Origin of the sequence: Maribacter sp. 6B07, from assembly GCF_002700155.1 — a bacterium.
Lineage (GTDB): Bacteria > Bacteroidota > Bacteroidia > Flavobacteriales > Flavobacteriaceae > Maribacter > Maribacter dokdonensis.
In genome coordinates this window covers 1794485-1816456 of sequence record NZ_PDUT01000001.1, presented here as the reverse complement: position 1 = coordinate 1816456, position 21972 = coordinate 1794485, and the positions used below count along the sequence as shown (strand labels likewise).

Below are 21972 nucleotides of genomic sequence, written 5' to 3'. Positions count from 1 at the left end.
CTTTTAATGTTTTTCAATAAACAATTTAGTGTTCACCTCGTCAAAAGCAATTTCAACGCCTTTATCCAACTTTTCTTCAAAATTTAATTCGGCCGTCAAAGTTTCTGTTTTAATATACTCAATATTATCTTCTATAGCTACTTCAACAAAACCATCTTTCAATATTTTAACCGCAATTTTATCCGTTACTTCAAAACCTGAATCTTTTCTAATGTTCTGAATTCTATTTACAAGTTCTCTTGCAACACCTTCATTTCTTAATTTGTCATCAATAGTAACATCTAAAGCTACAGTTAATTTACCTGATGTTGCCACCATCCACCCTTCAATATCTTGAGAGGATATTTCTACATCTTGTAACTGTAAAGTAATACTTTTATTTTCTAATTGGATTGTTAATTCGCCATCTTGCTCAATTTTTTGGATATCATTCTGCTCAAAAGCATTGACAACTTGGGCAATTTGCTTCATTTCTTTACCAAATTTAGGACCTAAAGTCTTGAAATTAGGCTTAATACGTTTTACCAATATACCTGAAGCATCATCTAACAACTGAATTTCCTTAACGTTAACTTCAGATTTTATTAATTCTGAAACCGCCTCTATTTCTTCTCGATCTTTGGCATCAAGAACAGGAATCATGATTTTTTGTAATGGTTGGCGTACTTTAATTTTTTCTTTTTGACGAATTGATAATACCAGAGATGATATGATTTGTGCTTTATGCATTTTCACCTCTAGACCTTCATCAATTACAGATTCATCCGCTACTGGAAAATCTGCCAAGTGCACACTTTCAAAACCTTTTTTAACCGTAGCTTTATTCAAATCTAAATATAGCCTATCCATAAAAAACGGAGATATAGGCGCAGAAAGCTTTGCCACCACATCTAAACAGGTATATAGTGTTTGATAGGCCGCAATTTTATCTGCAGCATATTCGCCTTTCCAAAAACGTCTTCTACATAAACGCACGTACCAGTTACTTAAATTCTCCTGTACAAACTCTGAGATAGCCCTTGCCGCACGTGTAGGCTCATACTCCTCATAAGCACTATCTACCACTTTAATCAGTGAATTAAGTTCAGATAAAATCCAACGATCGATCTCTGTACGTTGGCCCAAAGGAATATCTTCCTCAGAGAATGTGAACTGGTCTAGATTTGCATATAGTGCAAAGAAAGAATATGTATTATATAAGGTACCAAAAAACTTACGTTTAACCTCTACAATACCTTCCTCGTCAAATTTTAGGTTATCCCATGGGTTTGCATTGCTTATCATGTACCATCTTGTAGCATCTGCACCATGCTCGTTCATGGTATCGAACGGATCCACGGCATTACCCAATCTTTTGGACATTTTTTTGCCTTCCTTATCTAAAACCAAGCCATTGGACACTACATTCTTATATGCAACCGAATCAAAGACCATTGTTGCAATAGCATGCAAGGTGTAGAACCAACCACGTGTTTGATCAACACCTTCTGCAATAAAATCTGCTGGGAACGTTTTTCCTTCGTCTATTAATTCTTTGTTTTCAAACGGATAATGCCATTGGGCATACGGCATAGACCCACTGTCAAACCAAACATCTATTAAATCACTTTCGCGTTTCATAGACTTACCAGAAGCCGAAACCAAAGTTATTTGATCTACAATGTTCTTATGCAAATCTATTTTATCATAGTTCTCATCGGACATATCGTCTACAACGAAATCTGCATAAATATCCTTTTCTAAAACTCCTGCTTCCAGAGCTTTATCCATTTCCGACTTCAATTCTGCTACAGAACCTATAATTATTTCTTCTTTGCCATCTTCAGTTCTCCAGATTGGTAATGGAATTCCCCAATACCTTGACCTTGACAGATTCCAGTCGTTCGCATTCGCCAACCAATTACCAAATCTACCTTCACCAGTTGCTTTTGGTTTCCAGTTGACCGTCTGGTTCAATTGAAACATTTGATCCTTAACATCAGTAACCTTAATGAACCAAGAATCTAATGGGTAATACAAAATAGGCTTATCCGTACGCCAACAGTTTGGGTAACTGTGCACATACTTCTCAACTTTAAATGCCTTGTTTTCTTCTTTTAATTTAATAGCGATCTCAACATCAACAGATCGCTCTGGTGCGGTACCATCTTCATAATATTCGTTTTTAACATACTTACCTCCCAATTCTTTAAGCTCTGGCCTAAATTTTCCCTGTAAGTCTACTAGAGGCACTAAATTACTGTTTTCATCCAATACCAACATTGGCGGAATTTCCGGCACTGCTTGTTTTGCTACAAAAGCATCATCTGCACCAAAAGTTGGAGCTGTATGCACTATACCTGTACCATCTTCTGTTGTAACAAAATCACCAGCAATTATCCTAAATGCATTTTCTGCATTTTCATAAGGCAACACATAATCTAACAGTTGCTCATACTTAATGTTCAATAAGTCTTTACCCTTAAATTCTTTTACGACATAAAAAGGAATTTTTTTATCACCAGACGCATATGACAACAAATCCGATTTCTCCGACACCTGATTGTATTTACCCGAAAATTGTTTCCCTACCAAATTCTTGGCAAGTATAACGTTCATAGGTTCAAACGTATATTGATTATACGTTTCTACTAACACGTAATCAATTTTTGGCCCTACAGTTAACGCAGTGTTAGACGGCAATGTCCAAGGTGTCGTCGTCCAAGCTAAAAAGTAGACAGTACCTTCGTTTTGTAAAAAATCCGGTAAGGTTTCTTCTACTGCTTTAAATTGTGCCGTAACCGTGGTATCCGTCACATCTTGATAGGTACCCGGCTGATTTAGTTCATGTGAACTTAATCCCGTACCGGCTTTTGGCGAGTACGGCTGAATGGTATATCCCTTGTATATTAAGCCTTTTGAATAAATCTGCTTTAACAACCACCAGACCGTCTCCATGTACTTAGACTTGTAGGTAATGTAAGGGTCTTCCATATCAACCCAATACCCAACTTGCTCCGTCATTGAGTTCCAAACATCAGTGTACCTCATCACTGCCTTTTTACAGGCAGCGTTATACTCCTCAACAGATATTTTTACCCCAATATCTTCTTTTGTAATCCCAAGTTCTTTTTCTACACCCAACTCAATCGGTAGACCGTGGGTATCCCAACCCGCTTTTCTTTTTACTTGATAACCTTTCATGGTCTTATACCTTGGAAAGATATCTTTTATGGTACGAGCCATGACATGATGTATACCCGGCATTCCGTTAGCCGACGGAGGACCTTCATAGAATACATAACTATCTTTACCCTCACGAGTTGATATACTTTTTTCAAAAATGGCATGTTCTGACCAATAGTCAAGTATTTCTTCTGCTACCTTTGGTAAATTTAATCCTTTATATTCTGCGAACTTCATACAAAATGCTTCTAGTACTGGGTTTTAAAGGCTGCAAAATTATAAAATTTTGATCAAAAAGGAGTGTATTGAACCTACTGAAATGCTTATAAACCACCGTTTAGAACATTTATTAACAAGTTGAACATCCAAAAGTTAAAATTATACGTATATTATTGCGAACAATTAACCATTAAACGTTTACACAAATGAAAAAAGTAATTTTAGGATCATTAGCAATTTTAGCACTTAGTATGTCTGTTTCTTGTAGAGATGCTGCGGACAAAGCCAAGTCTGCAACTGAAGAAGCTGGAGCTGCATTAGAGAATGCAGGAGAAGAGTTAAAAGATGCCGGTAAAGAATTGGAAGAAGCTGGTGAAGGCGCTATGGATGCTGCTAAAGAAGCAAGCGAGAATGCCATGGAAGCTGCCGAAGATGCTGCTGAATCAGTAAAAGAAGCAGGACAAGAAGGTATGGAAGCTGCTAAAAAAGCAGGACAAGACGGAGTTGATGCTGCAAAAAAAGCGGGTAACGATGTAAAAGATGCTGCTAACGAAGCTGCAGATAAAGCCGCTCAAAAAGCTGCAGAAGTTGAAAAGGCGGTTAAACACTAATCATATCCTTTTTATATAATTTTAAAAGACCCGTAATTTACGGGTCTTTTTTATGTCAAAAATAATATCCTAGACCCAAAATAACATTAATACCAGGAGCCACAATACCAGACGAATATGTTCTATAACGCTGGTCCGTAAAATTTTCCACATTAGTGGTTATCTTAATAGTACGGGAAACATCGTATTGCGAACGAAAATTCAATGTGTACCACGATGGTGAAAACGGATTACCATTTTCATCAATTGCATAGATATAATCTTTTTCTTGTTCTGACATTGCAAGATCGTCATATGCCACTTCTCCATTATAATTTACGAATAGATCTGTACGAATTCTTTGGTTTTTCCAAACAATATGAAAATCACCAAAAGTAGGTGCCGCATGTCTAGCCGCTGTTTCAGTACCATCATCTTCCTCTTCTACACCTTCGGTTAAGGTTAAATTAGATGATAATGACCATTGTTCTGACAAGTACGCTTCCAACCCAAATTCAAAACCATAAACGTAAGCTTTTGCCGCATTTTGTATAGCCTGCACATTACTGAGCTCACCACCATACATTATCTCAGAAATACCATTATAGCTAAAATCCCTTCTAACCAAAGCATCAACCAAATAGGTGTAGTAGGCAGCACCTTTAAGAATAATCTTATCATTGATATTACGCTGAACACCTATTTCGGCATTATACGCATATTCTGGCTCTAAATCTGGATTTGGCACAACCACCGAACCTGGTTCGGAATCAAATATTTTACCGACATCGTCAATATTGGGAGCCCTAAAACCTGTTGACCCATTTAAGGTAACCTGAAGGTTTGCCCTAGGAAACCAGCTAAAACCCAAACTACCCGTTAACGCCCCTGTACTTAAGTCAGCTTTTTCAAAAGGAAAGTTGTAAAACGTATCGTCAAAAACAGCATTAACCCAAACATGGCTATACCTTAAACCGGACATTAAGGTGAAATTCGGTTTTGCTTTATATTCGCCATTTACATACCCGGCCAAACTTTGCCAAGAAGAACCATCTGGATATCTAGATGCGGCATTTGTTTTTTCATTGGTACTGACATTAAGATCAAAACCATTGGATCTTACTTTGTTATAAATATATTCACTACCATAATAAAGTTTAAAATCACCAATTTTTTTATTCTCGAAATCTACGTTGAAATTATACGCATCTACTTGTTCTTTTGTAGTATTTCTTATATCGTCTTGAAAATCCCTATTAATTCTACTTTCCTCAAAAAATTGATAGGCCATACCAAGTTTTAAACCATCATACACTTTTCCGTTTCCTTTTTTTAGCAGCTGGGCATTACCCATAAACCACTTTTGAGGACCATAATACCATTCGGCCGAACGCAAGCCTAGACCATCACTTGTTGGCCTAATCAACCGGTCATACCTAGAATAGTTGGATGTTTCACTATAATATGCACCCAAATTCAAATCCCATTTAGAATTAGGCTTGAATAAGAATTTCTGCATCATATTAATTTGATCATAACCCGTAGTTACCTGTTTTTTAGGATTACGGTTTTCTACCAGCTCATCTACACCGTTTACCGTTTGTACATAGTTGTTTCGCAAATATGAATCAGGACCATGTGATCCCATTCTCAAATCTTGAAAATTGTTATATGTCATACTAGTGAACGATGCCCATTTATTCAGTCCTAAGTTGACATCTGCATGAAGCGTATTTTCATTATTGGCCGATGAAAATCTATAATTTGCTTTTCCGCTAACCAATAGACTGTCGCTTTCAGACAACATTGGTTTGTTCGTGTAAAAATTCATTACCCCTCCAATGGCATCACTTCCATAAATTACAGAGCCCGGTCCAAAAATGACTTCGGTATTCTTTATGGTATAAGGATCTATAGATATTACATTTTGCACGTTTCCTCCTCTAAAAATAGCATTGTTCATTCTAACACCATCAACAGACAATAACAATCTATTGGTAGCAAAACCCCTAATCATAGGGCTACCACCACCTAACTGACTTTTTTGCACAAACACCTTACCGCTGTTTTGAAGTAAGTCTGCAGAAGTTTGGGGCGTGGTAAATGTAATGGAACGTGCATCTAATGAAATAATTTTATTGGGAATATCTCTCTTTTGCTGCTCCCATTTAGAAACGGACATAACTACTTCATCTAATTCTTGGGCTTTCATAACCAAGTACACTCTATTCCCTTGTCGTTGAAGCTGTTGTTTTGTGGTATTGAACTCTTGATAACCAACATGCTTTAACGTAATACGTTCTTTATAACCGAATACTGAAGCATTGAATACCCCATCAAAATCGGTCAAGGCAATTTTTGATTTATCTTTATTAAATACGGCTACATTGGAAATTTGCTCTTCACTGTCTCCATCTAAAACAGTTATTTTTTGCGCATTACCAAAACAACTAAACAATAAAAGTGCAATAATTAGATACTTAGACATACGTATTAAATACTTCATTTAAAACGGCAAGCGACTTCGGTTTTCTAAATCCCTGTAAATGTAATTCAAAGTAAAGTATTAAGGATTTCAATAATTCCTGGCGATTGGTTTTGTTCATTTTTATGGTATGAATTGCATCAAAATTTGTGCCTAAGAAGGATTTGAAAAAATAAATATTTTCACCTTTTAGATTGGGGTTTAATGATTCTTTTTCGGCAAACTCACCCTCCAAAAGATCAAAATAAGGCTTATCTATCTGATATACATCTGGGTAAAATCCTAAAAACCTTGTTAGTGACAACATAAAATACAGATGAAAATTTGCAACATTCCTATGCATATCCAACCACTGTAGAGATGCCTCTAAAAACTCAAATAATTCTTCGTTTCTTTCTTCTTCCCGTATGCTGTTCCCCAGCAATTCCGCTAAAAACAAAGTCATTGCATTTTTTGCCATATCTGCATATAAGCTTTGGTAATGATAAAAAACCTTAGCCTCTTTGAGCATCTCTAAACTACCTTTGTTCTTGTGGTTGGCAACGATTTCCAGTTGGGTCAACGGCTGAAAATATGCTGTCTTTAATTTACCTTTTTTAGAAGATAGGACTCCTCTCAACAAATATGATTTAATTCCGTCCGATGCCGTAAAAGCTTTAACAATAAGGCTGGTGTCGCCATATTTTATCGCAGAAAATATTATAGCCTTGGTAGTTACCTGCATTTTAAAACATCTATTACAACAAAGATAGTTGTTTGGTATTTGGTAAATGAAATGCATAAAAAAATGCGAGAACCCAACTAAGTTCTCGCATTATAAAATTTATACTTTACGGTAGTAACCTAGATTACACCTTGAGCTAACATAGCATCGGCTACTTTTACGAAACCAGCAATATTGGCTCCTTTTACGTAGTTACAGAAACCATCTTCCTCTTTACCGAATTCAATACAAGAATCATGAATATCTTCCATAATATCCTTTAAACGCTCATCTACCTCTTCACGAGTCCAGCTTATTCTTAATGAATTCTGAGACATTTCTAAACCAGACGTTGCAACACCACCAGCGTTTGATGCTTTACCAGGTGCAAACAAAATTTTTGCATTGTTGAATTCATGAACCGCATCTGCATTACAAGGCATATTAGCACCTTCCGCAACACATATACAACCATTCTTTAATAGGTTTTTTGCATCTTGCTGGTCCAACTCGTTCTGAGTTGCACATGGCAAGGCAATATCACATTTGACGTTCCAAGGCGTTTCGCCGGCAAAAAATTCTGCAGAAGCATATTTATCTGCATATTCAGATATACGACCTCTTCTATTATTCTTTAGATCCATTACAAAAGCAAGCTTTTCGTCGTTAAGACCATCTTTATCATAGATATATCCGCTAGAATCTGAAAGGGTCACCACTTTTGCACCTAGAAGAATTGCTTTCTCCGCTGCATACTGAGCAACATTTCCTGAACCTGAAATTACCACAGTCTTACCATCAAAGCTTTCATTTTTGGTCTTCAACATACTTTGAGCAAAGTACACGGTACCATACCCTGTAGCTTCTGGTCTAATTTTAGAACCACCCCAAGAAAGACCTTTACCGGTTAAAACTCCAGTAAACTCATTACGTATCTTTTTGTACATACCAAAAAGGAAACCAATTTCACGTGCACCCACGCCTATATCACCGGCAGGTACATCTGTATTTGGACCAATATGACGATTTAATTCTAACATGAAAGCATGACAAAAACGCATTACTTCATCATCAGATTTCCCTTTCGGGTCAAAATCAGAACCACCTTTACCACCGCCCATTGGCAGGGTTGTAAGGCTATTTTTAAATACTTGCTCAAAAGCCAAGAATTTAAGGATACTAGCATTTACCGTTGGATGAAAACGTAAACCACCTTTGTATGGTCCAATAGCAGAATTCATTTGAATTCTATATCCACGGTTTACATGTATCTCACCATCATCATCTACCCATGCAACCCTAAACGAAACCAAACGCTCTGGTTCAACCATTCTTAAAAGAATGTTTTTACCATTATAAATTTCGTGCTTTGCAATATATGGTATTACTGTTTCTGCAACTTCTTGAACTGCTTGAATGAATTCTGGTTCGTGACCATTTCTGGCAATAACCTCATCCATAAATGCTTTAATTTTATTTTCCATAAAGCTATTTGAACTAATTTAAATTATTGATTTCAAAATATAACGGCAAAATTATGCTATTTGTGTAATTTGATTGCTTATTTTTTTAAAATTCGATAAAATTTGTTGTTTTAGCAACAAACTACCTCAACTTACTGCATTTAATTTAACATTTAGGCCATTATGCTATCGCTTGATCTAAATCTGCAATTAAATCATCAACATCTTCTATACCAACGCTTAATCTTATCAAAGCATCTACGATGCCGCTCTTTAGTCGTTCTTCTTTCGGAATACTTGCATGGGTCATACTCGCAGGGTGACCAACCAAACTTTCAACACCACCTAACGATTCGGCCAATGTGAATACCCGTAACCTTTCCACGATCTTTATTGCCTCTTCATAACTACCGCCTTTAGGCACAAAAGAAATCATTCCCCCAAAATCATTCATTTGTTCTTTTGCGATCTTATGATTGGGATGATGTTCAAAACCTGGCCAATATACTTTCTCAATTTTTGCATTATTGTACAAGAACTCGGCAATTGCTTTTCCATTTTCACAATGACGCTGCATACGCACATGCAAAGTCTTAATTCCCCTTAACACCAAAAAACTATCCATTGGTCCACAAACCGCTCCACTGGCATTTTGTATAAAGTACAATCTATCCGCTAATTCTTGGTCCTTAACCACCAACGCTCCTACAACCGTATCGCTATGTCCACCCAAATATTTGGTTGCCGAATGCATTACAATATCTGCCCCCAGTTCTAACGGTTTTTGCAAATACGGGGTCGCAAAGGTATTGTCTACCGCCAACAGAATATCCTTATCAATGGTTAAAGATGCTATAGCCTTAATATCGATAATATTCATCATTGGGTTTGTAGGCGTCTCTACCCAAATCAATTTTGTCTTCGAGTTAATTTTTTCTTGAACGGCATTTGCCCCCTGCATACCTACGAAATGAAAAACTATTCCGAATTTTTCAAATATCCGCTTAAAAATTCTATATGATCCTCCATAAAGGTCGTTTGTAGAAATTACTTCATCACCAGGTTGTAACAACTTTATAACTGCATCTATCGCTGCCAATCCGCTGCCAAATGCCATACCATGAGTACCCCCTTCAATACTTGCCAATGAATTTTCTAAAGCCGTTCTTGTAGGGTTTGCACTTCGTGAATACTCATACCCCTTATGCCCTCCAGGTGTAGTTTGCGCATAAGTTGAGGTTTGATATATTGGAGGCATTACCGCTCCATAACCTGCATCGGGTTTTTGACCACCATGTATGGTCTTGGTGTTAAATTTTAAGTCTTTGGAGGCCATAGTAAAGTATTTACCATACAAATGTATCGTTATCTTTTGGGGAATACAATGATGGTGTATTTTTACATGAAATCTAACTTTTACATGAAATCTACGCTTTCGTTCCTGCTTTTTGGTCTGCTACTTATTGCCTGTAACAATAAAAACCATCTACCCTTTGAACCCTATACCGTTTCTACCGATTCTTGCGAGAATTGCACTAAAGTCAAGATAGAAATACCACATGCGACAGCGAACACAAAACTTAGCAAAACTATTAATGCTGCTTTGGAAGGTGAAATTATAGCCCTATTAAATTTTGATGAAGAGAGCGATGCAACAAATTTAATTGAAGCAAAAAATGCTTTCTTGAAAGATTATGAGGAGTTAAGCAACAAGTTTTTGGAAGAATCAATTCCTTGGGAGGCAACAATTGAAGGTGCCATCTCTTTTGAGAATGACACGCTTATTACCATTAATCTTATTTCTTATATCTATACCGGTGGGGCACATGGCTATGGCACCAACAGATTTTTGAATTTCAACAAACTGGAAGGTGCGGAATTATATCAAGAAAATCTATTTCATGACTTAGATAAATTCACCCATTTTGCAGAATCGCTCTTTCGTAAACAAGAAAATATCCCAATGGAAGGTTCCATAAACAGTACGGGATTCATGTTCGAAACTGAACAATTTTACCTGCCTACGAATATAGGTTATACAGAAGACGGACTGTTATTGTTTTACGAACCTTACGAAATAGCTTCTTTTGCCGACGGACCAATAACCTTGTTGATTCCATTTAGCAAGGCAAATCTCTATTTAAAATACCCCAAGTAACCCTAGGCCAAATGTTTTAACAACAATGATATTTGCCCTATATGTAGCCCTTCATGAAATAAATTAAAAGCTATGGCATCATCAACATTTTTCAGTGTCACCCTTGCACTCGTGGTATACTCTTTAAAAGTTTTAAATAGCTCCGTATTATAATCTTCTATAAGCCATTCTGCCGTAGATATCAAGAAATCTGCAATCACCATCATCTCTTCATCAGAAGCTGTGCCATCGGGCACTGTACCTTTCATGAACTTATCCACTAAATTATCTGGCACGCGCATTTGAAGTCCACTGAACTTATAAATCAGAATCTGTTGAGTAATCACGGTATGGGCTATATTCCAATACACATTATTATTAAATCCTTTCGGAATTTTTAATAGTTTATCTTTTGATGTTTTTGTCAATATCGCATGTAAGTTTCTACGATTCTGCAACATTACCTGAAAAATATTCTCTGTCATCATTTCACATTTAATACCCAGTAAAAATAGCACAATTAATGTTATTTGGGTTTCTTTGTAGTACCAAAGCCTTTATTGAAAACAATATTAAATACTGCTTACCAGTAAGCCTCGCATTAAAATGAAAAAAATATATCACTTAAGCACTTGTTCTACGTGCCAACGCATTATTAAAGACTTACAACCCCTTAATGATTTTGAACTGCAGGATATAAAAACCCAGCCTATAACTAATGACCAATTAGAGCAAATGCACAGCTTATCAAACAGCTACGAAGCATTATTTAGCAAAAGAGCGGTATTATACCGTGAGAGAAATTTAAAAGAACAAGAGCTCTCAGAAGATGACTTTAAAAGTCTAATTCTAGAACAATATACTTTTCTAAAAAGACCTGTGATCATTGTAGACGACCAAATTTTTATTGGTAACAGTAAAAAAGTGGTTGAAGCCGCTAAAAAGGCAATACATTCGTGAACAAGCGATTACTAGCTATACTTGCAGCCATTGGTGCCACCACTATTTATGCATTGAACCATACGATTGCAAAGGGGGTAATGCCCCATTATGTACAACCTTTTGGTTTTATTATTTTAAGAGTTTTAGGTGCTGCCATTTTATTTTGGCTGATTTCTCCATTAGGACCAAAAGAACGTATTGATCCAAAAGATTATGTACGCATGCTCATCTGTGCACTTTTGGGCATGGCAATGAATATGTTAGTATTTTTTAAAGGATTATCACTTTCAACTCCCATTAATAGTTCAGTACTCATTACCACTTCACCAATTATAGTACTGATTTTATCAGCCATCATTTTAAAGGAAAAAATATCTGCCAGAAAAGTTATTGGCATTGTAATAGGATTGCTAGGTGCCTTAGGGCTAATCTTATTTGCTACAGAAGTTAGACAAGATGCACCTAATATTCCATTAGGCAATTTTTTGATTTTTCTGAACTCTATGTTTTATGGCTCTTATCTTGTATTGGTAAAAGTGCTTATTAGTAAATATCACCCATTTACCTTTATGAAGTGGCTCTTCTCATTAGGGGTACTAATATGTCTACCGTTCGGTTTTGAAGAATTTATGGATATTTCGTGGAGCACACTGCCTTTTGAAGCATATTTTGGTATTGGCTTCGTTATTTTAGGAACTACCTTTTGTACGTATCTATTTAACATATTTGCCCTAACGCAATTAAAGGCATCAACCTTAAGTGCCTTTGTATACGTACAACCTTTGGTGGGTATTGCTTATGCGGTACTTACTGGACAAGATACTATTACTACCGTAAAAATTGTTGCCGCATGTTTTGTACTGCTTGGAGTTTATCTATCCAGTAAAAAACCAAAAAAACAACAACTTCAAGAATATTAAAGGTGTGACCTCTTACTGTTTTCTAGATGAACGGCTATACTCCTTACCGCTTTTTCCTCATCTCGTTGATGCATGGCAGATACTATGTCCAAATGTTCTTGCATAATTGTTTTTAGAGGTCTATTTAACCCCACTAAATCCATAAAAGGTAAAATTTTTGCAGATTTAAACAATTCATACAATGTTCTATTTCCACAATTTCTGGCAATAAACTCATGAAAATATCTGTCAATTTTATAAAAGACATATGCATTTTGTGGTCCTTTTTCAAAGGGGACCAATAAATTTCTTAAATCGTCGATTTTTGATTGAGAAGCATTTTGAGTAAAAAGCTTAACGGTCATTGTTTCAATTGCCATTCGACAATCGAACATTTCCGCAATTTCCTGTTCAGACAATTCTCTTACAGTAAGACCATTATCTAAACTACCCACCAACAAACTTTCTTGTCGTAACTGCAACAATACTACCGGTATGGTATCGTCTTTAATATTTAATGTATGAGACAACCTATGCTCGGTTATTAATTGACCGGGAACCAATCTTTTGGTCACGATCAATTTTTTTACCCTCCCGTATGTTTCTTGAAATATTTCTTCTGGTAGGCTAACCATAAAGTAAATACATAATTATTGGTTCGTTAAAAACTACAGCTTTTTTGGGGGGAACTCAACTGTAATTGTTTCGGTCAACTAAAAATAAACTATTTAAGCTTGAAAATTCTATAAATTTTTAGGAATTTTCATGAACTTTCTAGAGTCTTCCTTTGTAAGCACTTTGAAATGCTCTCCTTTTTCTATTTCACTGAATTTATTTAATAAATCTTCTGTTAACCCAGTCAGTTTTCGGGTTTTCAAATCTATCCAAGCACCCATCATCTCACACCTTGCAATATTCTCTCCTTTATGATTATAGAAGTTATGATGAAATTCAAAGAACTTACCATCTTCGCTTAAACCCATAATTTCTAACGAGACCTTTATAGGCTTACCAGGAAATGCCTCTTTAAAATAATATACATGCTCATAAAAAACTACTGGTCCTATTTCATGAATTGCCATTGTCTTATGATCAAAGCCTTGTTCAATTAAAAAAGCCATACGGGTATGACTCATGAAATTAATATATGCCGAGTTTGCTAAATGCCTATTTGCATCTACATCACTCCATCTTATTTCAAAATCTTTAAAGTACATATTTATAATTTTTTGCTATGCATGCATAATACTTCATAAAAATAACATAGTTTTGAAACCTAAGAAACAAAGAACACCGTTTTTTATAGTTATTTTTAAATTACGTTCTAAAACACATCGATATGGCTGATAAACCTGGTTTTATAAAAGAATTGTCCCTTCCTGCTGTTGCAGCACCAATGTTTTTAATTTCTGGTCCACAACTGGTTATTGAATGTTGTAAAAATGGAATTGTTGGTACTTTCCCTGCCTTGAACCAAAGAACCAGTGAAGGCTTTGAAGAATGGTTAGTAGAAATTAAGTCTGCATTAAAAACCTATGAGGAAGAAACCGGAAAAAAAGCTGCTCCTTTTGGAGTTAACCTAATAGTACACCCAACAAACCCAAGATTAGAAGCTGACATTAAATTGTGCGTAAAACACAAAGTACCATTGATTATCACTTCTCTAGGTGCTGTTTCACAAGTTGTTGACGCCATTCATAGTTACGGCGGTTTAGTTTTTCATGATGTCATTAAAAAACGACATGCCCAGAAAGCTGCCGAAGCAGGTGTAGATGGGTTGATTCTTGTAGCTGCTGGTGCCGGTGGACATGCTGGTACGTTGAATCCAATGCCATTTGTTGCTGAAATAAAAAAATTCTTTAATAAAACCATTCTTCTTTCGGGCTGTATAAGTACTGGTAGAGACATAGCTTCTGCTTTACAAATGGGTGCGGACCTAGCCTATATGGGAACCCGTTTTATCAACACTACCGAAAGTAAAGCAACTCCAGAATATCGTAAAATGATTATTGATGCCGGTGCAAGCGATGTAGTCTACACTGCATCTATTTCTGGTGTACATGCCAATTTTTTAGCAGCGAGTTTAAAAGCTGCAGGTATTACCGAAGAAGACCTTAAAAAAGATGTAAAAATCGATTTTGGCAAAGAGCTAGATACCGAAGCGAAAGCATGGAAAACCATTTGGTCCGCAGGTCAAGGCTCTGCCCTTATAGAGGATTCTTCATCTGTTGCAGAATTGGTTAGCAACCTTAAAACTGAATTTAAAGATGCTATTGAAGAGCAGATAAAGGTTCTAGAAACATACCCAAAGTAAAACCTAAAAATGCCCTTAGTACACTCTTCATATAACCCGCCATTATTTTTTAAAAATGGGCATATTTCAACTATTTATGCAGGGTTAATTAGAAAAGTTAATGATTTAGAGCAAATACGAATTCGTATTGATTTGCCCGATACAGATTTTTTAGATTTAGATTGGAGCTATGCTTCAACACCTTCAAAAAAACTGGTCATTATTATTCATGGATTAGAAGGAAGCTCAGAAAGGGCCTATATAAAAGGTAGCGCAAAGATATTGTCTAAAGCTGGTTATGATGTTTGCGCTATAAACCTAAGAGGCTGTAGCGGTGCAACCAATAAACTCTACCGCTCATATCATTCTGGCGCTACAGATGATTTACGATCGGTGATAACACATATTACTCAATTAGATGAATACCACAGCATTTATCTACATGGTTTTAGCCTAGGCGGCAACCTTCTTCTTAAATATTTGGGGGAAAAAAGGGATGTCCCTAAGACCATAAAAGGTGCCGTTGCTATATCTGTACCCTGCCAATTGGCAGATTCCCTAGAGCAATTACTAAAGTTTAAAAATTCAATATACGCCAAAAGGTTTAAGGGAAACCTTATACAAAAACTGAAGCTAAAACAGCAATTGTTTCCTGATGATATTTCAGATACCGATATTGAAAATATAAAAACCCTTAAAGATTTTGATGATATCTACACCAGTAGAGCACATGGTTTTAAAGATGCCTTGGACTACTATACACAAAGTAGCAGCTTACAGTTTCTAAAATATATAAAAGTGCCTACACTAATCATCAATGCCTTAAACGATTCTTTTCTTGGTAAAGATTGTTATCCCATAAATATTGCTAAAAACAACAAGAATATATTTCTAGAAATGCCCAAATATGGTGGGCATGTGGGTTTTTATGGAAAAAACAACTTTACATACTCAGAAAAACGCACTTTAGAATTCTTGGATAGCATCACCTAATATTTTACTTGTACTCACAATAAATATCATAAGTCTATAATAAATTGTTATCCTGTTACATTTATTGATTAAAAACAAGCATACATCTACTCTAAAAAGGTACTGAGACACGTAAAAATTCATATATTAGTCGCTCAATTTACAGACAACACTTAAAATTTAGTAAACGTATGCGCAAATTATTCACTTTATTAGTTCTTGGCTCCATGATAATGAGTTGTGGTGAAAAGAAGGAAGAGAAAAAAGAAGGTTTTGAAATGAACAGGACCAAAAAAGAAACTAAAAAAGAAACAGCAACTGAAGGTGTGCCTGTTGATTTAGATAATAAAGGTGTTGGTCCTATAACCAGTGTTACTTTTGACGATGCTGTTAATGAAGATATGGCTGCTGCCGGTAAAGAAAAATTTCAAGCTATCTGTACTGCTTGCCATATGGCAGAACAACGTATGATTGGACCTGCGTTAAAAGGGGTTTACGAGCGTAGAAGTCCTGAGTGGGTTATGAACATGATCATCAATCCGGATAAAATGTTAAAAGAAGACCCTATTGCCAAAGCATTATTGAAAGAATACAATAATGCCATAATGCTAAATCAGAATTTAAACGAAGAAGAGGCTCGTAATATAGCAGAATACTTACGTACGTTATAAAAAATGCCAACCTTAATATACCGAAAGCCCTTTCAAAATTTTGAAAGGGCTTTCTTTTTTAAAATACATTAGAACATAATACATGTAGGTTTTGCCATCCATTTACGACCAATTAGATGTAGTAAAATTGAAAGACATATGAAAAACGATAAAATAAAAATAGATATAGTTTCTGATGTAGCCTGCCCTTGGTGTTATGTAGGTAAGAAGCGATTAGAAAGTGCAATTAAACAATGGGATGGTACCGAAATTGAAGTAGAATGGCATCCTTTTCAGTTAGATCCCAATATACCAAAAGAAGGTCTGGATAGAGATACCTATCTCACCAATAAATTTGGAAGTTTAGACGGACCCATGGAAATGACCAAACGCTTAGAAGAAAGTGGTAAAGCAGAAGGTATTAATTTTAACTTCGGAAAAGAGTGGTTAGCGGTTAACACCTTGCCATTACATCAGCTTTTACATGTAGCAGGAGAAGAAGGGTTTAAAGATGCTTTGAAAGAACGGTTGATGAGAGCTTACTTTGACGAAAACCTTCATTTGAACGATGTTGACGTTCTGAGCAATATTATGGCAGAATATGATTGGACTGCAGAAAAAACAAATCGTATTATAAATGATGACTCTATTGCTTATGCGGTAAAACAAGAAATAGCTCACTACCAACAACGTGGTGTAAACAGTGTTCCTTTTTTTATTATCAACGATAAATATGGCATTAGTGGAGCTCAACCCCCAGAAGCATTTTTAGAAGCCTTTAAACAAATTGCTCCTCTAAAAATCATAGCTAACGGTGATAGTTGCGACCCTAATACCGGAATTTGCTAATTTAAAACAGTATTTAATTATTAAAACTTAAAGATATGAAAGCATCATTTTCTGATATCATTGGTGGGGAAACTCCAGTATTAGTAGACTTTTTTGCAGACTGGTGCGGACCATGCAAAACTCTTGCCCCTATTCTTAAAGATGTGAAGGAAGATTTGGGTGACGATATTAAGGTCGTAAAGATCGATGTAGATAAAAATCAGACCTTAGCATCTAAATATCAAGTAAGAGGTGTGCCAACCATGATCCTATTTAAAAACGGCAAACAGGTATGGAGACAATCTGGAGTTATACCAAAGAATGATTTATTGCAAATAATAAAATCTAATTAAAAGAATTTTAAACATACGGGACTGGGCAAATCAACTTGGCTTACAAAAGTTAGGGTTCCATTTTTTTCATCTCTACTAAAAACAACAATATTGTTGCTTCGTTGATTTGCCACCAGTACATATTTATCAGAAGGATCTAAAACAAAATTTCTAGGCCAATCTCCTTTTACAGGTTCCCTACCTACTAACTTTAGTTTACCCGTAGTTTCATTTACTTGAAATATAACTACGGTGTTCTCACCTCTGTTTGTACCATACAGAAATTTACCATCGGGTGATAAATGAATATCCGCACAATAACTTTCCCCTTTAAAAGTAGCATCAACAGTATTATATGTGTCCAATTCAACGAATTGCCCTGAAACATCTTTAAAAACAGTTATCGTTGAATTCAACTCATTGATGACATAAAGAAAATTTCCATTTTTAGACGTTACAAAGTGCCTTGGACCAGCACCTTCGGCAACGACTAATTCTTCTTGCTCACTAGAATCAAACTTTTCTTCTGTTTCGCTATATATCCTGATCTTATCAAGACCCAAATCAGTCACGACCAACTTATCATTTAAGAACATTGCCATGTGAGCATGTGCCGTTTTGGTCGAGTCTAAAATTTTATGATCTATTATTTGAGGATCGTTCCTTAAATCACCATTTTCCAATGTATTATATACCGCCACATTGCCTCCTGTGTAATTTGCAACGGCAACTAACCTTCCAGTTGCATCTACACCAACATAACACGGGTTGGCACCATAAGTAGATTGCTCGCTAACCTTAATTAGTGTAGTATCTTTTACACTAAAGGTGGTAATTGAACCTTCATCTTTTTTATAATCGTCTACCTCGCTAACTGCGTATAAGGAATTTCTATCTGGTGAAAACGCTATATAAGAAGGATTCTTAATTTTCGCTGTTAATGATTTGTTCGTCAATTCACCTGTATCAGTATTTAAATTGAATGTATAAATACCTTCACTTCCATTATCTGTATATGTTCCCACAAAAAGAACTTCTTCATTTTCTGATTTTTCCATCTTACAACTGTTTACCACAATCAAACCTAATACGCCCAACAAAAATCCGATACTATATTTCATAAACTTTAATTAAATGGCCAAAAGGCAAGATACTGTATAAATTTTGCCAAAAATATAAAAGAATTGTAAAATCATTAAGATTTATTCAGCTATATGTAACAAAAATCGAATTTTATCTACATATAAGAAAGAGAAGACAATGGGGTACAGCGGACAACCTATGAAGGTAATAAAAGCAAATAGAGCATTACTTAAAAAAAGTAGAAGCTTTAGAGAATTGCGTAAAGATTATGTAAACCATGCCCAGGCAACAAAATTACATTTTAAAGAACTCACTGATATTGAGCGTAAAATTGTACGAAATAAAATTAGAGCGCAAGCAAAAAAAGATAGCATACAAGAAATAGGAATCTACCTCATTTCTTTTGCTATCGTTTTGGGTACTTTTTATGCCATATTCTATTATGGGTAGACCAGTAACTTAAATCACGATTTCTACAAACCCCATAATTTAAAAGGGTTTTGGGTTTCCGGATCCTTATCCTTTTTCTTAGCCAGAGGTTTATCAACCATTACTTTATACGTAGGATCTTCCATTACATTTACGTCTATAATATCATCTGCATTTGCTAATAAGCGAATACAGTCCTTACTCAAATGGCGCAATAAAACTTTCTTACCTACTTGGGCGTAGCGTTCTGTAATTTTGTTCAATGCCTCTATACCACTCATATCAGAAACACGGCTTTCCTTAAAATCTATAATAATATGGTCTGGATCACCTTGAACATCAAATTTTTCATTGAAAAGGGTTGTAGAACCAAAGAATAACGGGCCATAAATTTCATAATGTTTTACTCCGTTTTCATCTATGTGTTTTCTAGCTCTAATTCTTTTGGCACTTTCCCAAGCGAATACCAGTGCAGAAATAATAACACCTATTAATACCGCTAATGCTAAATTGTGCAAAAACACCGTAATCAAGGTAACCAATATCATTACAAAAATATCTGATTTAGGCATTCTTCTCAATGCTTTGAAACTTGCCCATTCAAACGTACCCACTGAAACCATTACCATAACCCCAACCAATGCAGCTATTGGAACAAGTTCTATTACCGGCGCGCCAAAAAGTATGATCAACAATATGGTCAACGAAGCAATTATACCAGACAACCTTGCCCTAGAACCTGCAGATAGGTTAACCAATGTTTGCGCTATCATTGGACAACCACCCATTCCACCAAAGAAACCGTTTAATATATTGGCACCACCTTGCGCAACACATTCTCTGTTACTATTACCTTTTGTACCTGTAATTTCATCTACCAAGTTTAAAGTTAGCAGCCCTTCGGTTAAACCAACTGCAGCCATTATTAACCCATAAGGCAAAATAATTTTGAAATCCTCAAACGTAAATGGAATTTGCGGTATGTGAAAAGTAGGTAATGTTCCACTAAGCGACTTTAGTTCTTCTCCTGGTAATGTATCTTGATTAATGATATCAACTACCTGCTTGGTATCAATATTGAAAAAATATACTATTAAAAACACAACAATAATTCCAATTAAAGATGCCGGTACCGCCTTTGTAAGCTTTGGAACAAAAACAATTATTGCAATTGTAAATAACACCAAACCTAACATGGTATACATTGCAGGTCCCGTAAGCCAAACCGCAGCATCGCCCACACCTACTTTAAATTGATCCATCTGGGCCATAAAAATAATGATGGCCAAACCATTAACAAACCCGAACATTACAGGCTGTGGCACTAGACGAATAAATTTACCGAGCTTTAAAAAGCCAATTATCATTTGAATAACACCTGCCAAAGCAACCGCCCCAAAAACATATTCTAGTCCGTGGGAATTCATTAAGGCCATAAGTACTACCACAGTTGCACCCGCGCCACCAGAAATTAGTCCGGGTCTTCCTCCAAAAATAGATGTGACCAAGCCCATAATAAATGCCCCGTACAAACCTACCAAGGGAGAAAATCCTGCAAGAATTGCAAACATCAATGACTCAGGAATCATTGTCATTGCAACCGTTAATCCTGCTAAGATTTCATTTTTATAGTCTACCTTCTGTTTAAAATCGAATATATTAAGGTACTTCTGCATGCTCTATCATTTAAAGGGCGCAAAAATAAGCCATATTTATCGGCCTCGCCACTAACAAGCTAATTATTACCAAATTATCTGTTTACCAGTCTTTTAATCCTAAAAGCTTCTCTCCCAATGGCGATAATTTTGCAGTTTCATATTTAGTCTGCTCCCATTTTCTTGGGTCGCCAGGAAATGCAAAGCCTTCTGGCGCTACCCTATTTTTCCAAGAGTTTATTCTCCAATTCTTAAGAGCCTGGTTTTCTGGCTCAGCGGGCATCATTGAAATGTACTGCGCTATTCTAACTTTATCTTTAGATTTATTGGGTCGTATACCATGAGGTTCTGTACTATTGAAAATCAAAAGATCGCCCGCTTTCATTTTTACTTTTACTATTTTATCTTCCAATCCTTTTAAACTGGGTTGAAATCGATCTCGGTCATTGGGCTGGGTCAGTTTCCATGAATCATAATTTCTATATAGCCAGGGTATACACTGAAAACCACCCATATTCTCATCTTCTTGATCTGCAAGGGCCAAAACACCCTGAACATTCTGGGGCTTTGTTTCTGGATCATAATCCCAATGAATAAATCCCTTTTTATCTACTCCTTCCGGCAATGGAAAATTCAAATTTGCACGATCAATGGTTACCCATAGTTTTTCTGTTCCCCAAACGTCTACAAAGGCATCATAGACCTTTTGTGTTTGCCTGTTGTTCCACAGATGTTGATGATTGTATACCTCAACCATACCTGTACCTGTTAGCTCTTTCATTTGCATTTCTGCCCTTGGAGCTTCATACCATGTAGATTTGTCATTGGGATCTTTTTCATCGAACTCCCAAAGAAAACCTGCAGTAGCCTTAGCCTGATCCAACGGAACTGCATTTTTAACTACCACATAGCCGTTCTCTTTCCAAAATTTCCAATCATCTTCACTGAGTACACGAAGCGGCTTTCCATTGGTACGATCATTTAGTTTCTGTTTACTACTAGTTGCCATAGACGGATTTCCTGGAATATCTACGTGAGCTTTGTTGCCCTGCTCTACATTATTTTTTGTCTGTTTCATCTTATAAAATTTAAGTCGTTATACCATAACAAAGCTATTGAGCCTTAGC

21 protein-coding genes are annotated in these 21972 nt (G+C 36.0%); 10 read left to right on the top strand and 11 right to left on the bottom strand.

Annotation, left to right across the window (positions count from 1 at the left end; all coding sequences use genetic code 11):
- Positions 1-3: 3 nt before the first annotated feature.
- Positions 4-3402: an isoleucine--tRNA ligase gene (ileS, locus tag CSC80_RS07660; protein WP_099190827.1), complete on the bottom strand. Its 3399-nt coding sequence runs from the start codon at positions 3400-3402 to the stop codon at positions 4-6.
- Positions 3403-3590: 188 nt separating this feature from the next.
- Between ileS and CSC80_RS07655 the strand changes: the two genes are divergently transcribed.
- Positions 3591-3995: a hypothetical protein gene (locus tag CSC80_RS07655; RefSeq protein ID WP_099190825.1), complete on the top strand. Its 405-nt coding sequence runs from the start codon at positions 3591-3593 to the stop codon at positions 3993-3995.
- A 55-nt stretch (positions 3996-4050) separates the two neighbouring features.
- Here CSC80_RS07655 and CSC80_RS07650 read toward each other — a convergent pair whose 3' ends face one another.
- From CSC80_RS07650 to CSC80_RS07635, 4 genes are all read right to left on the bottom strand, one after another.
- Positions 4051-6462, bottom strand: a complete 2412-nt coding sequence (locus CSC80_RS07650) for a TonB-dependent receptor (protein ID WP_236973341.1) — start codon at positions 6460-6462, stop codon at positions 4051-4053.
- Positions 6455-7183, bottom strand: a complete 729-nt coding sequence (gene recO, locus CSC80_RS07645; protein WP_099190821.1) for a DNA repair protein RecO — start codon at positions 7181-7183, stop codon at positions 6455-6457. The genes CSC80_RS07650 and recO overlap by 8 nt, the downstream gene beginning before the upstream one ends.
- A 119-nt stretch (positions 7184-7302) precedes the next feature.
- Positions 7303-8646 carry an NADP-specific glutamate dehydrogenase gene (gene gdhA, locus CSC80_RS07640; RefSeq protein ID WP_091608353.1) on the bottom strand — a complete coding sequence of 448 codons (1344 nt, stop codon included), beginning with the start codon at positions 8644-8646 and terminating at the stop codon, positions 7303-7305.
- A gap of 160 nt (positions 8647-8806) precedes the next feature.
- The gene (locus CSC80_RS07635; protein ID WP_099190819.1) at positions 8807-9961 is read right to left on the bottom strand and encodes a cystathionine gamma-synthase; all 1155 of its coding nucleotides are present in this window, start codon (positions 9959-9961) and stop codon (positions 8807-8809) included.
- Between the two features lie 84 nt (positions 9962-10045).
- Here CSC80_RS07635 and CSC80_RS07630 point away from each other — a divergent pair, with 84 nt between their 5' ends.
- Positions 10046-10783: a DUF3298 and DUF4163 domain-containing protein gene (locus CSC80_RS07630; protein WP_099191458.1), complete on the top strand. Its 738-nt coding sequence runs from the start codon at positions 10046-10048 to the stop codon at positions 10781-10783.
- A gap of 2 nt (positions 10784-10785) precedes the next feature.
- Here CSC80_RS07630 and CSC80_RS07625 read toward each other — a convergent pair whose 3' ends face one another.
- Positions 10786-11250 (bottom strand): DinB family protein, encoded by a 465-nt coding sequence (locus CSC80_RS07625; protein WP_236973340.1) that lies wholly within the window; start codon positions 11248-11250, stop codon positions 10786-10788.
- Between the two features lie 118 nt (positions 11251-11368).
- Here CSC80_RS07625 and CSC80_RS07620 point away from each other — a divergent pair, with 118 nt between their 5' ends.
- Positions 11369-11722, top strand: coding sequence for an ArsC/Spx/MgsR family protein (locus CSC80_RS07620; protein ID WP_099190817.1), 354 nt, complete (start codon positions 11369-11371; stop codon positions 11720-11722).
- Positions 11719-12624 (top strand): DMT family transporter, encoded by a 906-nt coding sequence (locus tag CSC80_RS07615; RefSeq protein ID WP_074670470.1) that lies wholly within the window; start codon positions 11719-11721, stop codon positions 12622-12624. The genes CSC80_RS07620 and CSC80_RS07615 overlap by 4 nt, the downstream gene beginning before the upstream one ends.
- Here the strand turns inward: CSC80_RS07615 and CSC80_RS07610 are convergent.
- A complete protein-coding gene (locus tag CSC80_RS07610) occupies positions 12621-13238 on the bottom strand; it encodes a GntR family transcriptional regulator (protein ID WP_099190815.1) in 618 nt (205 codons plus the stop codon). The genes CSC80_RS07615 and CSC80_RS07610 overlap by 4 nt on opposite strands.
- A gap of 108 nt (positions 13239-13346) precedes the next feature.
- On the bottom strand, positions 13347-13820 hold the full coding sequence (locus tag CSC80_RS07605) for an acyl-CoA thioesterase (protein ID WP_099190813.1): 474 nt from the start codon (positions 13818-13820) through the stop codon (positions 13347-13349).
- A gap of 122 nt (positions 13821-13942) precedes the next feature.
- Here CSC80_RS07605 and CSC80_RS07600 point away from each other — a divergent pair, with 122 nt between their 5' ends.
- The 5 genes from CSC80_RS07600 to trxA all read left to right on the top strand — a co-directional run bounded on the left by CSC80_RS07600 (position 13943) and on the right by trxA (position 17699).
- Complete coding sequence (locus CSC80_RS07600; protein ID WP_071340610.1) at positions 13943-14917, top strand: nitronate monooxygenase; 975 nt, start codon at positions 13943-13945, stop codon at positions 14915-14917.
- A 9-nt stretch (positions 14918-14926) separates the two neighbouring features.
- Entirely contained in the window at positions 14927-15889 is a 963-nt protein-coding gene (locus tag CSC80_RS07595; protein WP_099190811.1) for an alpha/beta fold hydrolase, read from the top strand.
- A 170-nt stretch (positions 15890-16059) separates the two neighbouring features.
- Positions 16060-16539, top strand: a complete 480-nt coding sequence (locus CSC80_RS07590) for a cytochrome c (RefSeq protein WP_058104799.1) — start codon at positions 16060-16062, stop codon at positions 16537-16539.
- Positions 16540-16677: 138 nt separating this feature from the next.
- A complete protein-coding gene (locus CSC80_RS07585) occupies positions 16678-17367 on the top strand; it encodes a DsbA family oxidoreductase (protein ID WP_099190809.1) in 690 nt (229 codons plus the stop codon).
- Positions 17368-17402: 35 nt separating this feature from the next.
- Positions 17403-17699: a thioredoxin gene (gene trxA, locus CSC80_RS07580; protein ID WP_074670481.1), complete on the top strand. Its 297-nt coding sequence runs from the start codon at positions 17403-17405 to the stop codon at positions 17697-17699.
- On the opposite strand, the gene CSC80_RS07575 is transcribed toward trxA, so the two are convergent.
- Positions 17696-18799, bottom strand: coding sequence for a lactonase family protein (locus CSC80_RS07575; RefSeq protein ID WP_099190807.1), 1104 nt, complete (start codon positions 18797-18799; stop codon positions 17696-17698). The genes trxA and CSC80_RS07575 overlap by 4 nt on opposite strands.
- A 160-nt stretch (positions 18800-18959) precedes the next feature.
- On the opposite strand from CSC80_RS07575, the gene CSC80_RS07570 reads away from it, so the two are divergent.
- On the top strand, positions 18960-19211 hold the full coding sequence (locus CSC80_RS07570) for a hypothetical protein (RefSeq protein ID WP_143751728.1): 252 nt from the start codon (positions 18960-18962) through the stop codon (positions 19209-19211).
- Between the two features lie 23 nt (positions 19212-19234).
- Here the strand turns inward: CSC80_RS07570 and CSC80_RS07565 are convergent, their stop codons facing one another.
- Together CSC80_RS07565 and CSC80_RS07560 are read right to left on the bottom strand one after the other, a co-directional pair.
- On the bottom strand, positions 19235-20866 hold the full coding sequence (locus CSC80_RS07565; protein WP_232231345.1) for a SulP family inorganic anion transporter: 1632 nt from the start codon (positions 20864-20866) through the stop codon (positions 19235-19237).
- 82 nt (positions 20867-20948) lie between these two features.
- Positions 20949-21923, bottom strand: coding sequence for a phytanoyl-CoA dioxygenase family protein (locus tag CSC80_RS07560; RefSeq protein WP_099190803.1), 975 nt, complete (start codon positions 21921-21923; stop codon positions 20949-20951).
- Between the last annotated feature and the right edge of the window lie 49 nt (positions 21924-21972).

Excerpts from the sequence above, each read along its gene's own strand:
- CSC80_RS07635 (WP_099190819.1), bottom strand. The coding sequence starts at position 9,961 with ATGGCCTCCAAAGACTTAAAATTTAACACCAAGACCATACATGGTGGT.
- CSC80_RS07585 (WP_099190809.1), top strand. The coding sequence starts at position 16,678 with ATGAAAAACGATAAAATAAAAATAGATATAGTTTCTGATGTAGCCTGC.
- CSC80_RS07595 (WP_099190811.1), top strand. The coding sequence starts at position 14,927 with ATGCCCTTAGTACACTCTTCATATAACCCGCCATTATTTTTTAAAAAT.
- gdhA (WP_091608353.1), bottom strand. The coding sequence starts at position 8,646 with ATGGAAAATAAAATTAAAGCATTTATGGATGAGGTTATTGCCAGAAAT.
- CSC80_RS07620 (WP_099190817.1), top strand. The coding sequence starts at position 11,369 with ATGAAAAAAATATATCACTTAAGCACTTGTTCTACGTGCCAACGCATT.
- CSC80_RS07570 (WP_143751728.1), top strand. The coding sequence starts at position 18,960 with ATGAAGGTAATAAAAGCAAATAGAGCATTACTTAAAAAAAGTAGAAGC.
- CSC80_RS07605 (WP_099190813.1), bottom strand. The coding sequence starts at position 13,820 with ATGTACTTTAAAGATTTTGAAATAAGATGGAGTGATGTAGATGCAAAT.
- CSC80_RS07600 (WP_071340610.1), top strand. The coding sequence starts at position 13,943 with ATGGCTGATAAACCTGGTTTTATAAAAGAATTGTCCCTTCCTGCTGTT.
- CSC80_RS07630 (WP_099191458.1), top strand. The coding sequence starts at position 10,046 with ATGAAATCTACGCTTTCGTTCCTGCTTTTTGGTCTGCTACTTATTGCC.
- trxA (WP_074670481.1), top strand. The coding sequence starts at position 17,403 with ATGAAAGCATCATTTTCTGATATCATTGGTGGGGAAACTCCAGTATTA.
- CSC80_RS07560 (WP_099190803.1), bottom strand. The coding sequence starts at position 21,923 with ATGAAACAGACAAAAAATAATGTAGAGCAGGGCAACAAAGCTCACGTA.
- CSC80_RS07610 (WP_099190815.1), bottom strand. The coding sequence starts at position 13,238 with ATGGTTAGCCTACCAGAAGAAATATTTCAAGAAACATACGGGAGGGTA.
- recO (WP_099190821.1), bottom strand. The coding sequence starts at position 7,183 with ATGCAGGTAACTACCAAGGCTATAATATTTTCTGCGATAAAATATGGC.
- CSC80_RS07625 (WP_236973340.1), bottom strand. The coding sequence starts at position 11,250 with ATGATGACAGAGAATATTTTTCAGGTAATGTTGCAGAATCGTAGAAAC.
- CSC80_RS07565 (WP_232231345.1), bottom strand. The coding sequence starts at position 20,866 with ATGCAGAAGTACCTTAATATATTCGATTTTAAACAGAAGGTAGACTAT.
- CSC80_RS07575 (WP_099190807.1), bottom strand. The coding sequence starts at position 18,799 with ATGAAATATAGTATCGGATTTTTGTTGGGCGTATTAGGTTTGATTGTG.
- CSC80_RS07650 (WP_236973341.1), bottom strand. The coding sequence starts at position 6,462 with ATGTCTAAGTATCTAATTATTGCACTTTTATTGTTTAGTTGTTTTGGT.
- CSC80_RS07590 (WP_058104799.1), top strand. The coding sequence starts at position 16,060 with ATGCGCAAATTATTCACTTTATTAGTTCTTGGCTCCATGATAATGAGT.
- ileS (WP_099190827.1), bottom strand. The coding sequence starts at position 3,402 with ATGAAGTTCGCAGAATATAAAGGATTAAATTTACCAAAGGTAGCAGAA.
- CSC80_RS07655 (WP_099190825.1), top strand. The coding sequence starts at position 3,591 with ATGAAAAAAGTAATTTTAGGATCATTAGCAATTTTAGCACTTAGTATG.